We start from the raw sequence: 12684 nt of genomic DNA, 5'->3' as shown, positions 1-12684 counted from the left end.
TTGGGCAATTGCAAAATAGTGTATTTTTGAGGTATGAAGTAAAGCCCCAAACCCTGATTTGAAGCTTTCTAAACTAAATACGTAGACAATCAGGATTTTATGCAACCACGATCAAATATTTAGATTTCTTTATATGATTAATGGTTATGCCTTATTCGTTTATTTTGGCATAACTCCGATGAGCGCGGATTCTATCTGTTCCAAGGCTTTATCAACCGCGTCTAACTGCTTGCGATTTTCCCACTCTTGATAAGCTTTAGTAACCTGTGGTTCAGTTCCTAATCCCGTGCTACTGTTCACCCTACCTATATGTTCGTGACAGGTCATTTTAGGGTTTTTACCTCGTTTAACGATACTTTTTAAACGAGGCTTTGGATTACGGTTAAAAATTGGTTCTACTGACTGCCATTTTGCATAAGTGTAGGTGTAAATATCGCCACCTTTTTTGTAACGCTTGCGTACCTCATACTGATGAATCCATACCCCAAGTGGCGACATGGATTCATTGACTAACTGCTGTCTAATTTCCTTGAGTTCGTGAAGTTTCTCTATGATTTGGTCAATGCGATGGCTGCGCCCGCCGAAGGTATCGCTCATGGCAGCTACAACAGTTATGCTTATTAAAAATTTTAGGGCATAACTCCTATGCCCCGCCGCCGCGTCTCCTAAGCAAGCGATGCCTTCGGCGGGCGCAGCCATCGCTCATAATTGACAGCGCGGTTATTGGGCGTGGTGGGCTGGACTGGCAACTGCGTTGCCTGACGACGGCGGCGTTGCCGCGTCTCCTCTGAGCGATCGCACTTCTTACCCCACTCCCCATTAGCGCGATTGCCTCCGGCACTGCGCTTCGCGCAATCGCTCCCAAATCATCAGCGAGGCTTTGAGCGACGGCGGCGTTGCCGCGTCTCCTGTGGGCGATCGCTCAATACTTCTCGGTTAAGAATTAAGCAGTATTGAGAATAAAAAAAGTGAGTGGTTGACGTTTAGTACCCACTCCTCTGTGGATTGGAATTCTCGCTGGAAACTTAGAACGAGGTTTTTTGACTTTGATAAAAATTTACTGGTTCCTAGAGATAGCAATGGTAAATTGCGATCGCCCACATCTTTAGTCACAGATGCTCACGCGGCTGGTTTGCTGGTTCATGTCTGGACTTTCCGCAATGAAAACTGCTTTTTGCCACTGGACTTTCAAGGAAATCCCCAAGGCGAATATGAACTATTTTTCAGCTTAGGTGTTGATGGCGTATTTAGCGATTACCCAGATACAGCAAGTTATCACTCTACTATTCAGTGGTAATTTGGTAGGGGAATAGAAAATCACGGAAAACTAATATGCTTTTACTTAAGTGGAAATCATGTATAACAGCAATAACCTTGACCGCAATCAGTCTGAGTGTATCCAAGTCCGCATTAGCGGTATCTCTATACTCACTAACTGACTTAGGCAGTCTTACAGGAGAAGCCAACAGTTATGCAACAGACATCAATGACTCAGGTGAGGTAACCATTAATTCTTTGGACGGCTCTGATTCTTTTTTTTACAGCAATGGTTCGCTCCAAAAAATTAGTCCGTTGCCTGGCGATAATCAACTTACAGTGACTGGTATCAATAACTTGGGGCAAGTAGTTGGTAATTCGGTTGGTAATAACTCTACTGGAAATAACCCTTTTCTGTACAGCAATGGCATCACCCAACCCCTCCCTATCCAAAATGCTATTCCTTATGCCATTAACGATCGCACCCAAGTAGTAGGTGGAGCAAGCAAACTTGGGTCTTTCTTGTACACCGATGGTATAGCAACCAGCATAGGAGGAACTCCTGGTACTGTTGCCTACGGTTTAAATAACTTGGGACAAGTAGTGGGCATTCTCAATTCAAACACAGCTTTTCTGTACAAAAACGGCCAAACTATTAACTTGGGAACTTTGCCAAGTGACACCTACAGTTCAGCATCTGATATTAATGACTCAGGACAAGTAGTTGGTACTTCGGGACTCACTGGAGTAGATGATGGTCGTGCTTTTCTGTACACATCCAGCACGGGACTCCAAGACCTCGGTAGATTACGTCCTACAGATTTGTTTAGTTTTGCTGACGGGATCAATAATTTGGGTCAAGTAGTCGGGTTTTCTGGCACTAACTATAACTTTTATACAGCAGATGGCAATGCTTTGCAGGCTTTTCTTTATAGTGATAACACTCTGTACGACCTGAATGACCTGATTGCTCCTGGTTCCGAGCCTGGCTTTACCTTAACAGCCGCATCTGCCATTAATAATAATGGACAAATTGTCGGTCGTGGTGCAGTGAATGGTGAATTACACGCCTTCCTTTTGACGCCAATTTCATCTGTCTCTGTAGCTGAACCAACTTCAGGCGTTCCTATTTTGTCGTTCGGTGCTGTTCTAATTTTATTTGCAGCACTCAAGCGCAAAGCTGACTCTAGCAGTGCAACTGGAGTTTAGACTAAGCTATGCAAAACGACCCAGCAGGGCTGAGTTAATCAAAGACTTATCGAAATTATGAATAATCTTTAGTATTAAACCGCAACTGATGGCTCTTTACGTGGTCGTGTTACGGTTTTTTTTACAATCGGGCATCGGTTTTTCCGGTGACGTTTTTTTCCGGCTTCCCAACCAGGGGACTTTCCGCGAGTTTTGGGTGGAAGGGCTGGAGTACCAATGGCCGCGAAAACTCCACCCAGTTTCCAGCGAGAATTCCAATCCACAGAGGAGTGGGTACTAAACGTCAACCACTCACTTTTTTTATTCTCAATACTGCTTAATTCTTAACCGAGAAGTATTGGGCGATCGCTCCCAATTGCCAGTATTTATTATCAATGTATTAATACATATAAATAAGTAGATTATCTAAGTAGTTTTTAAAGTACAGACGATTTTATATTTATAACAGAATGAAATCGTGTGTACTGGCGAAACGATTGCTGTATATACTGCCTAGAAAACTTTTTGAAAAAATATTTTTTTTCAAACTCTATTTTTGGCTATAACCAAGCAATGTATTAAATAATGCTAAGGCTTGACTAGAATCGCAAAATTAAACCCACTCACAGCACGAGTGGGCGTTGGGCATTGGGCATTGGGCATTGGGCATTGGGCATTGGCAACGCGGCTGCTGTGGCGTGGTGGCGTTGCCGCGTCTCCTATGCCCTCAAAATCGCTTAAGTGCTTACCCTCACTAAGCTTTTGGCTAGTCACACACACACCCTATTTTATATATAGATAGGGTGTGTGCGGGACTAAACTATTCTCTGGCTTTTAAAACACTCTCTAGTGCTTGATATAAATTCTCAGGCGTACCCTTCCTGATACTCCAGACTGGGCTCTAATTGATAGCTGAACTGCATTACCAGCAGGTCTAACATCAATCGTACTAAATGCTTTAATATCTGGGATGTTATCGTAGGGGGTGTACCATGCTTCGGTAACATTAGAAGAAACAGGAATAGTATAGGTATAAGTTTGTGGATATACTGGAGCAAAGTATTCGTCTGGCCCTCCACCATTCCCAGAAGTATAAATAACGGGAGTTATAGTCTCGATATCTGATGATGTTGATTGTGACAGAGCAGGAGGTGAACTAACAAAGATACTTGCTGCTGGAATCGATAAGGTGATACTTGCAACTGTTAAAACAATAAATTTTTTTAACATTGGTTTTTTCCTTAGCTTACAATTGTGCCCACAATATTTTGAGTGATGGCTAACAACACTTTTACCTGACTGCCTGACAAAAGTAACTGAACCCAAGGCGGGACAAAGTTTTACTAGAAAAAAGGCAGATTCAAATAATTAAGCTAGAGTTACCATACCATAGCCCTAAAAGTTTGACATAGCAAGTTAGCAGCTAATACCTACCTATCCGCGCTTTTTTACTGAAATGTCGGGAAATACTCCTCTCCCTGACTGGGTTCTAACATCTAGTTATTTGATAGCGTACCTGTTATAATGCTATACCTGCGTAACTGGTATTAATATAATAACTGGTTAATTATTTGTATAACTGGTAATAATTTATAATAACAGCTTCCACTTCTAACATATTGCTCAGTGTTTCCAGGTGCGTAAGCATAGCCCAATCGTAGATATCGCTTGTCGTAGCATGGGATTTTGGACTGGCAACCGCGTTGCCGAGCGACGGCGGCTGTCGCCGCGTCTCCTTGGTTATTCTTCGGTGAACGATCGCAATCTCTGGGTTAATCTCTGGTGAAAGTTCCTCATCTTGTTATTCTAATTTTCTTAGAGGATGTAACAGGTTGTGGGTTTAGAATAGCTTGTTCATCTTCCCAAAAGCTAATGCCTGATTTTAATCCATTGATTTTTGAGAGAAATTTGCTTGAATCCCCTGAGTATTTCTATGGTAAGAAATATTAATTCCGCGCGATCGCATCTCCACTGGTTTACTACTTTTCAGCGTTGGCTTAACTTTTCGCAGATGACTGACAATTCTCCACGGGCATGCGGAACTGGACTGGCAACTGCGTTGCCCAACGACGACGGCTCCGCCGCGTCTCCTAATTTGCCATCGCTCCCAATTGCCAGCGCGGTTATCCGACGTGGTGGACTTGACTGGCAACTACGTTGCCTGACGACGGCGGCGTTGCCGCGTCTCCTGTGAGCGATCGCTTACCGCCTTCGGCATCGCCTACTTATCCGCCGCCGCTAGCTTTTATACAACTTTGGTAGTCACCACTGAAAATAACCGCATTTTGTATCAAATTCTGATACCGTAGTCACGCCCTCTATATAAATAGATATTAATCATCATGACTACCAAAATCATCGTAACTACCAAACCATGACTACCAAACCCCAAAACCTCCAATTACTAATCAGAAGATAACGATATATCGGTAGTCACGCGCTCTAATAAATAGATATTAATCATCATGACTACGCACTAACTAACCGTGACTACCAAATCCAGAAACTAAATTCTCATCCTTAAATTAATTTGGTAGTCACGGTGAATCTAGCACTGATAAAATCGGCTACAGACTGCCTATCTGTACTTCGTGATGATTGAGGCATTGTTACAGCCAAAATCCCCTCCAAGTTCATACTGAAGGGGTGTGGATGCGAAAGAATAGAGAATGGTAATGGTCGGGGATTTCTGGACTAGCTATTTCGAGATTAGGCGATCGCTTCCAACCAATCACAGGCAACGGATTTACACCCACAGGCAAAGTTAACAGCAACCTGCCAGCGATTTAAGTAGCCATTCCAAAACGGCTCACTATCAGCTATCCCAATGGCCTCCCCAATTTCTGAGACTGTTTCTTTATAAAACCTGCCAGCATCCTGTAATCCCTGCTGCAATTTCAACTTTAACCCAGCCCATAGGGGTAAATGGTTATCTGTTTGTTCCCTGACTTGCGACTCGCAAGCTTTGATTTCATCTAACTTGATTTGTTGGACAGCAGACAATGTTGACTGTTCCACAACTGCTCCGGCATAGTCCACCGCAGGCATCACTTGCTCAACTGTTAAGTCCTGCCCAACTTCCACAGATGTGACTTCCTCAACTTTTAACGCTTCTGGAATAATTGCCTTTTGTGCTTCCAACTTATCGGCGGCTGCTTTCTCCCTGGCTAGGGTATCGCGTTCTACCCATGCTGTGAAAATTTCATCACGGCGATCGCTAATGGGTATAGCCTGCCCATTAACCAAAACCAAATTCCCTTCATCATCTTTTTTGAAGTTTGGAGCGGGAGTACCGTAAATTCTTACTTGCTCTCCTCGCTTGCCTTCTCTCCTCAACATTGGAAACTTATGCCCAATCATCGCGGCCAGTCGTTGACAGGCTTCAATCGGTGTTTTTACTTTTGAGAAATTCACCCCTAGCAGCAGATTTAAATCGTAAGAATACTTTTTAATGATTGCCAATAATTCAAGAGCTAACTTGTGATTATTGCTAATCTCTTTAACTTGCATAAGTTCATTAAATTTGAGGAAGTCCAAAGCATCAATTTTCTTACCAATAAGGCTTTTATTAGTATCGGGGATGAAATAATCTCCATCGCCATTTTTCAAAGCAGTAGACATTACATTTTTTTCCCGATCCGATAGAAACTGCCTGCCTTCCCCAAGATAGTAATGTAGTCGAATTAGCGAATACCAGTTTTTATCGTCTTTCTCTACTAATTCCGAACTCACAATAATCTTATAACGCCTTTCAAGTTCACCTTTTCTGTGTTCTAGCTGCTCTACTTCAGTTTTAGAGTTTTGCTTATCTAGCCTCAAAAACTGCTCATCTGTAATTGTTTTAGAATCCGCTACATTCTCACAGTGTCCAGCATATTCTTTCTTACAGGTAGCGTAAATTTCTTGCTTGGTAATTTCTACTTCTGCTGGTTCTGGCAATTCATCTTCATTTATTTCACAGATGATATGCCCCTCATCTTTTAAATCAGCAATAATTTGCTTAGAATACTTGTTCATACCATCGTTGATGATTGCTCCCAACTTAGCCCAAGTATATATGCAGATGCTCTCATAATTTCCTTCTATTGTTTCCTCAAATCCGAATTCAATTAGTTTTTTGATATTAGCTTTATTTTTTCTATGCTCACCTGATAGCAATCCCCTTATACTATTTGAGCCACTGCCTACCCTGTTAATTCCTACTGGACAAAGCCAGATATAACGAGGGACTGGAGGGCGATAACGTGATAAGTGCTGTCTTACACCATCGGGAGTTTGTACACCTTGAAAAATCCCAAAAACATAATCAAAATGTTCCTCTTCAATTGATACCCCAGTCTCAATCGTCGAAGTGGTTAAAACTAAATCATAATCTTTAATTACCTCATTTAAATCGCTTGTACATCCAAAAGCTGAATGATGAGGGTCAGCTATAGTTTTAGAATCAATTCGTAAAATTCTTAGGTGTGGTAGGACATTTCTATAGTATGCCTCCAAGTTACGAGAACCCCACTTAGAATTAGCCCGTTGACCTGATAAAGCAACAAAACACTTCTTCCCATTTTCTAGTTTTTGGGTAAGGAGTTTTACTAATTGTGCTGGATTTTTACCTGTGACTACATTTATCTCCCAAGGTTCGTTAAATGTAAATGTGTTTTCAACGATAAAAGTGTCAATCTCTTGTCCTAACAATCCTTTGATAAAGTCAATACCAATATCGTTTAAGTCAGCGTCGGCAATGAATATTTTACCACCATAATTAACAACATTAAGTAGTAGCTGCTTGAAGTTTTTTATTATGGCTACTCTACTGCTCTGACAAGTCGAACTGTTCAATAAATGCCAGATTAACTGCATAATTTCATCCAGAATTAACCAGCACCCTTGCCACTCATCAGGGTTAAATTTGGCTTGGCTTTTCGGATGCAAAGAATCAATTACTAATCCCATACCGAAGTATGAGCCTTCCGCAGTTTCTCTAAGCTCGGTAACAAAAGGTAATCCCAATTTTTTTACAAGCTGGACTCCCAATTGCACCCGATGGGTAATTACTAGCACTCTCCTCTCACCAGCGCGAATTATCGGGTCAGTTATCCACTGGAGCGAGTGAGTCTTGCCTGTATTTTTTGGCGATTTAAGGGCGATTAGCTGCTTACCTGATGGAATTGCCAACTCACCCAAATAACGTTGATTTAAGCTCAAGTCTGGAATATACGTGAGCCGCCTTGACTGTTTGGTGTTCCACCCATCCAATTTCAGGGCATCGCAGTAAATGGTATCGAATTGCTCACGACCGTAAGCGGCTATGAGATCATCAACTCCTTTACCTAATGCTGAATGCCAGCCCATTACTTTAATTTCACAGCCACGCAAAGATAAAAGCTTGGCAGTTTTAGCGATCGCATTATTCACGGCTCGAATTGTCGTGCGTTTCACATCGGCATCGAAGCAAAAGTAAATTCGCCTCTCTGGTTGTGCAAATACTGCTAACTGTGGAGTGAGGTATGGGTCGCCGTCATTTTCGTTGTATTCATCCTTTGGTTGACGACGGCCTCCCCAAATTCCGGGTACGCCGATCGCAACGTAACCACAAGATAAGATTGCAGCTGCTTTTTTAGCACCCTCGCAGATGATAACGGGAATTTGGATATTTTCTCTCACCCATCGCCAAAAAGCACCATAAGGTAAACTTTGATAATTTTCTGGTAGCGCCACATCGTAGCGGCGGCCAATTAATTCCCAAATCCGGGGGGGGATTCGTAGGGCAAAAATTTCTGTGCTAACTTTTGGGGGTTGCTCATACTTAATTTCCTTGCCATCCTGACCTGTCCTTGGACTGTTGGGCTTTGAGCATCCCCAAAGGGAATCTTCCCCAGTGAGAACATCAACACCACTGCACCACCAACCACCGTCAGCCAAGTGAGCATACTTCCTCATATCCCCATCGCGTAGCCGTCCATCATTACGGCGGCTGATTTTATCGGAGTAGAGAAGATATTCAAATGCTTCATTGGCTGAGAGCGATTTGAAATTAAGCCCCACTATTTCCGGGTCAATTGCACTTTGACCCCACTCTTGCCAGTGGCTTGGTTCAAAATTTTCTCTGACTGGCAAAGTATAATGTGCGAATAGCAGTACTTGAATTTCGCTATTATGTCCATCGCCTTGCGTCTTGTCATTCTGGCTGGACTCTAGTGTTGAGATTTCCTCCAAAACCCTTGGGGCATTTCTCTGATTACCTTGCCTGTTGACTATTCTAAAAACCTGCCTTAGTTCTTGGCGTAGCGATTTTTTCGGTGAGGCTATTTTGCCGAATCTTTTGTGATTCATGCTTCTACCCCCACGTTTACCTTAGCAATTCCCAATTTTGGAAAATCCTTGGTTAGCGATCGCTTTAATTTATCTAGTTTTTGCAGGGCAAGGATGAGACTATAAAACCTCCTCCAAACTACTATCCAGTAAGCATTCTGAGGGTTTAGTGGGTTTAGAGAAAGTTCTGAAAGCCTTTCCGTTTGGTTCCAGTAGAAATAATTTTGTGCTATCGGATCTTGATTGGTTAATTCGGTGCGATCTGTCTTGGATAAATTCTGAGTTTCTGAGACGTTGAAATGATTACTGGTGTTGGCTTGCATTGTTTTGGCGCTTGGGTTTGATTCCCTAAATTAATGAAGTGAAGGGGGAAGCAAACAGCACACTGACCCTAAAAATTCTCTAATTCTAATCTTTGCCACAAAGAAGCAAAATTAGTTTATAGTAAGAGATGTGGTTTGGTGGTATTTAATTCCCCCAATGCAGAGCGCTCTGGTAATCCCCTTTTTGAATTTTTTAGATGAATCCGCCGGCAAGCAAACGCATCTTTAAATTCTTCTGGAACCAGTCGCTCCAAGTTTTGAAACAATTGAACTACGGGCACTTCAGTTAAAATCAGTTAAACCGAAGAATCTTTACTTACACACCTCCTCAGTAGTGGTTTGATGGGACAAAGCCACTATCAGTATAGTATCTAATTTGCCTTGCTGGATCACTGGCGAGATATTTTGTTTTGCAAATTTCTGCATGGCTTTTAGAATTTCATCCCCATCATTAGTCCTGTTTACAATTCTTTTTTCGGGGTAGGTTTTGTAAATAGTTATAAGACCTAATAGATGGCTTAACAGGTTTTGGATTGATTTTATCACCGCTTTAGTCTTAATCTCTAGTGTGAACTTTTTTGTCGTTATGCACGTACAAAATTTGTATTTTACTCAGGTAATTACGAGCGATTGTGATTTTCTATTCAAAATACTCAGGTAATTTCTGTTCTTTTGTAATTATTTTAAGCATTTGTCATTCAACTTCTAATTCCCTGAAAACCCTTGTGTGACTGAGTTGCAGTCCGCCATTAAATCGAGAAAAGTACATATAGAATAATATATTTTGGACATTATAAAAATACAAGTCAAGTTTCTCCGATGACACAAGCGCTTGTGATTCTCCATTTAAAATAGCTAGTAATTTTTTAATCATTATTTCAATTCCTCAAGTATTTACAGTTAAACTCTTTAATTAGTCGAACCATACGTACATCTGGGTTTAAGCCTAATCTCAAATCAAGAAAAGTCAGACTTCGGTAATATCGTTTAAGTCTCCAAAAGTCCAATCTAAGTTTCTAAGAATGCACAAGCGCTTGTGCATTCTTTATTGAGAATAGTGAACAAATTTGTTCCAACAATTGCATATAGGGGGTATGCAACCTTTATTGACAATAGCCAGTAATTTTCTAGTCATTTTTTGGATTTCTCAAGTATTTGCACCTGACCTTTTAAAACACTAAAGTCCTTGCTACTACTGGGTTAAAGCCTACTTAAAAGTCGATAAAAGTTAGATTCTGGCAGCATTGTTTGGAGTTCTCAATAGTCAGATTTAAGTTTTTAACTATGCACATAGGGGGTGTGCAACCTTTATTGAGAATGGTGAGCAAGTTTTTATTCACAATCCACTTCCGCCATTGCGATCGCGCAGTATCCGCAAAATCTCCGCTAATTGTTGGGATTGTTGGGCTTGCACAGTTTCAACACGGTCAAAACGCTGGCTAATTTGTGCAAAATTGCTGTTGGTGGTTTCCGCGAAGATATCCAGCCTGCTATAGATTTGAGCGATCGCTGCTTGGCTCGTGCCAATTGTCCCAGTAAGCAATTTGAGTGAGTTGACCTCAGATGTAAGACTGTCTAAGCGTGAGTAAATATCTTGGATTTGTGCTTCTGTCATGTTTATTTGTCTTTTTTACGAGTTTTTACCCATTCACTAATCAATTCTCTAGATTTTTGGCTCATAGTTGTTTTCTCCTCGGCACAGGCAACTTTAAATAATGTCCTTTCCGAGTCGTCCAGGAAAACTCTAAAACTTACGGTTTTGTCTTCTGACATAAATATCGCATATAGGACAGTAACGCTAGCTAACCTATTTTGGCTTACTTTGTGTTATCTGAAAAACCCTACCTGACCGTGTTGACATAACCGACCTATATAGCCTAACATACCTTATAGTTAGCAATCGATCAACAAGAAGCCACTGAATAGCGTCCCACAAGTACCCCAACGACTTACAGAGTCAGGGGTTTAGCATTTGGGTGCTACATCCTGATGTGTACTTATTGTGATTGTTAGCTAGTTAATATTTCATTCAAATTGATTATTGTAGTAAACCCATGAAACCTAGACGGAGCAAACATTCCACAGACTTAGATTTATTCCTTGACTTTCCAGCTACAAAGACACATTTGGCTGAAGTTTTAGGAGTTGCCCGTTCTACCCTTGTGATTTGGGAAAACATAGCATTTTGGCGAATAGAGTCTTTTCGGAATGCTTACCCCAAAGCCCACGATGGAAGCGTTGACCGTGAATCGCCCTTGTCACCCTATCAAGGATGGGTTTTAAGTCGTGTAGGTCGGCTGATGGCACAGTTGCGGCGTGGCGATCGTGTGAAAGGTTATATCGCCAAAAACCCGAATGATTTTTCTAGATACCGCTATGAACAATCATTCCAGCAAATCCAAAAAATACAAAAGGGAGCGTAAATCATGGCATTACGGAAAAAAAGCACAGCAGCAACGGCAGATACAATCACCATTAACGAAGCTTTGCTTGAATCTGGACAGAACGAAACAGCCTTTAGGTTGGCTCTCTCTTATGTCCGCCCAGATGACTTTGATACTGTAAAAGCTATTCCTATGCTTGATTACCAAGCGACAATTAAGCAGTTGCAAGGCACACAGTCACAGTTACCCGACACAGGATCACAGTTGCCGGATGAAGCTAGCAGTACCTCAGAATTGCCCGAAAATACCGAAACTCTCACAGAACAAGTATCTAACCTAGCCACAGAACAGCCAGAAAGTACCCTCTCTGTCAGCCAACAACAGCAACATTTAGCGCAACCTATCCAATCTCCCGCATCCAACGCCCAACTCACCCTAATTGACCAACTAGCGAGGCAAGCGGGGCAAGAAGTTGAATTAGTAGATGCTATCGCCCAAGTTAAAAATCAACTGATCCTAAATAACCTAGCGGCGCGAGATGCGGAATTAGTAGAGAGCATTAACCAGCGCTGGCAGTACCAAAAGCAAGGATATTTGGGAGCGATTAGGGATTTAACGAGTTTGGCTAAAGAACCTGTGCAGATTACCTCAGATGAAAGTGATCTCACTCTAGAGATTGAGGGAATTATCAGCGATCTGGGAAAAAAGCTGATCGTGTGAGAGCGATCAACATTCTGTTATCCCCTTTGGACTTCACTAACTGGTTACTAGAAAAATTATTCAGCTTATGACAAGTATAATTCTCGGAATTCAACCAGAGATAAATAGTCATTCCTTGCCAGAGTTAGTTTCTCAAGCGCAAGAATTACTCGTACAAATCCGCCAACATCCAGAGTTTAAAGGTTTGCGCTTTGATTGTGACGTTGCGATCGGTGACGTTAAGCAATATTTTAATTATCTGCAATGGGCTGCTACTGCTGACTTAGAAGTGTCTGAGTTTGAAGGTTTCGCAGAATGATTATTGCGAAAAATACAAAGGAGTTGGGATCGTGAAAATCGATTTTTCTGGCGATAGACAACAATTGGCAAATCTATCAAAACTATTGATGATAGCAGGACTGGCGATATTATGCGCTACAGCGTTTGGTGCATTTGGGACAACTTCTCGTAATCCTCAGCCACAGCCGACATCACAGAATAGAACCGCTAACAAGTAAAGCGAG

The 12684-nt window shown here is 41.7% G+C and carries 16 protein-coding genes and 1 pseudogene; 9 read left to right on the top strand and 8 right to left on the bottom strand.

Features of this window, described 5'->3' with window-relative positions; genetic code table 11:
* Positions 1-159: 159 nt before the first annotated feature.
* Positions 160-699, bottom strand: a complete 540-nt coding sequence (locus tag HWQ38_RS00845; RefSeq protein ID WP_292789218.1) for a hypothetical protein — start codon at positions 697-699, stop codon at positions 160-162.
* Positions 644-820 (bottom strand): hypothetical protein, encoded by a 177-nt coding sequence (locus HWQ38_RS00840; RefSeq protein WP_292789215.1) that lies wholly within the window; start codon positions 818-820, stop codon positions 644-646. Before HWQ38_RS00840 ends, HWQ38_RS00845 begins: the two co-directional genes overlap by 56 nt.
* An 8-nt stretch (positions 821-828) precedes the next feature.
* Here HWQ38_RS00840 and HWQ38_RS00835 point away from each other — a divergent pair, with 8 nt between their 5' ends.
* The 3 genes from HWQ38_RS00835 to HWQ38_RS00825 are packed head-to-tail and all read left to right on the top strand — an operon-like array spanning position 829 to position 2466.
* Positions 829-957: a hypothetical protein gene (locus tag HWQ38_RS00835; RefSeq protein ID WP_292789212.1), complete on the top strand. Its 129-nt coding sequence runs from the start codon at positions 829-831 to the stop codon at positions 955-957.
* Entirely contained in the window at positions 953-1297 is a 345-nt protein-coding gene (locus tag HWQ38_RS00830) for a glycerophosphodiester phosphodiesterase family protein (protein ID WP_366933201.1), read from the top strand. Before HWQ38_RS00835 ends, HWQ38_RS00830 begins: the two co-directional genes overlap by 5 nt.
* Before the next feature lie 35 nt (positions 1298-1332).
* Complete coding sequence (locus HWQ38_RS00825) at positions 1333-2466, top strand: DUF3466 family protein (protein WP_292789206.1); 1134 nt, start codon at positions 1333-1335, stop codon at positions 2464-2466.
* Between the two features lie 74 nt (positions 2467-2540).
* Here HWQ38_RS00825 and HWQ38_RS00820 read toward each other — a convergent pair.
* The 3 genes and pseudogenes from HWQ38_RS00820 to HWQ38_RS00810 form a co-directional block, all read right to left on the bottom strand.
* A pseudogene (locus tag HWQ38_RS00820) lies at positions 2541-2705 on the bottom strand (transposase); the annotation flags it as partial.
* Between the two features lie 328 nt (positions 2706-3033).
* A complete protein-coding gene (locus HWQ38_RS00815) occupies positions 3034-3219 on the bottom strand; it encodes a hypothetical protein (protein WP_292789201.1) in 186 nt (61 codons plus the stop codon).
* Positions 3220-3291: 72 nt separating this feature from the next.
* Positions 3292-3675, bottom strand: a complete 384-nt coding sequence (locus tag HWQ38_RS00810) for a hypothetical protein (protein ID WP_292789198.1) — start codon at positions 3673-3675, stop codon at positions 3292-3294.
* A gap of 406 nt (positions 3676-4081) precedes the next feature.
* On the opposite strand from HWQ38_RS00810, the gene HWQ38_RS00805 reads away from it, so the two are divergent.
* Complete coding sequence (locus tag HWQ38_RS00805) at positions 4082-4231, top strand: hypothetical protein (protein WP_292789195.1); 150 nt, start codon at positions 4082-4084, stop codon at positions 4229-4231.
* Positions 4232-4378: 147 nt separating this feature from the next.
* The gene (locus HWQ38_RS00800; protein WP_292789194.1) at positions 4379-4639 is read left to right on the top strand and encodes a hypothetical protein; all 261 of its coding nucleotides are present in this window, start codon (positions 4379-4381) and stop codon (positions 4637-4639) included.
* Positions 4640-5154: 515 nt separating this feature from the next.
* Here HWQ38_RS00800 and HWQ38_RS00795 read toward each other — a convergent pair.
* From HWQ38_RS00795 to HWQ38_RS00785, 3 genes are all read right to left on the bottom strand, one after another.
* Positions 5155-8775 carry a plasmid replication protein, CyRepA1 family gene (locus HWQ38_RS00795; RefSeq protein ID WP_292789193.1) on the bottom strand — a complete coding sequence of 1207 codons (3621 nt, stop codon included), beginning with the start codon at positions 8773-8775 and terminating at the stop codon, positions 5155-5157.
* On the bottom strand, positions 8772-9077 hold the full coding sequence (locus tag HWQ38_RS00790; RefSeq protein ID WP_292789191.1) for a hypothetical protein: 306 nt from the start codon (positions 9075-9077) through the stop codon (positions 8772-8774). The genes HWQ38_RS00795 and HWQ38_RS00790 overlap by 4 nt, the downstream gene beginning before the upstream one ends.
* 1336 nt (positions 9078-10413) lie before the next feature.
* Positions 10414-10692 carry a hypothetical protein gene (locus HWQ38_RS00785; protein WP_292789188.1) on the bottom strand — a complete coding sequence of 93 codons (279 nt, stop codon included), beginning with the start codon at positions 10690-10692 and terminating at the stop codon, positions 10414-10416.
* Positions 10693-11131: 439 nt separating this feature from the next.
* On the opposite strand from HWQ38_RS00785, the gene HWQ38_RS00780 reads away from it, so the two are divergent.
* From HWQ38_RS00780 to HWQ38_RS00765, 4 genes are all read left to right on the top strand, one after another.
* Positions 11132-11500, top strand: coding sequence for a hypothetical protein (locus tag HWQ38_RS00780; RefSeq protein WP_292789186.1), 369 nt, complete (start codon positions 11132-11134; stop codon positions 11498-11500).
* A 3-nt stretch (positions 11501-11503) separates the two neighbouring features.
* Positions 11504-12181: a hypothetical protein gene (locus HWQ38_RS00775; protein WP_292789184.1), complete on the top strand. Its 678-nt coding sequence runs from the start codon at positions 11504-11506 to the stop codon at positions 12179-12181.
* 67 nt (positions 12182-12248) lie between these two features.
* Positions 12249-12479 (top strand): hypothetical protein, encoded by a 231-nt coding sequence (locus tag HWQ38_RS00770; RefSeq protein ID WP_292789182.1) that lies wholly within the window; start codon positions 12249-12251, stop codon positions 12477-12479.
* Positions 12480-12510: 31 nt separating this feature from the next.
* The gene (locus HWQ38_RS00765) at positions 12511-12678 is read left to right on the top strand and encodes a hypothetical protein (RefSeq protein WP_292789179.1); all 168 of its coding nucleotides are present in this window, start codon (positions 12511-12513) and stop codon (positions 12676-12678) included.
* Positions 12679-12684: the final 6 nt, after the last annotated feature.

It is taken from the genome of Nostoc sp. NMS7, from assembly GCF_017115085.1.
GTDB lineage: Bacteria > Cyanobacteriota > Cyanobacteriia > Cyanobacteriales > Nostocaceae > Nostoc.
This window is presented reverse-complemented; position numbering and strand designations above follow the sequence as displayed.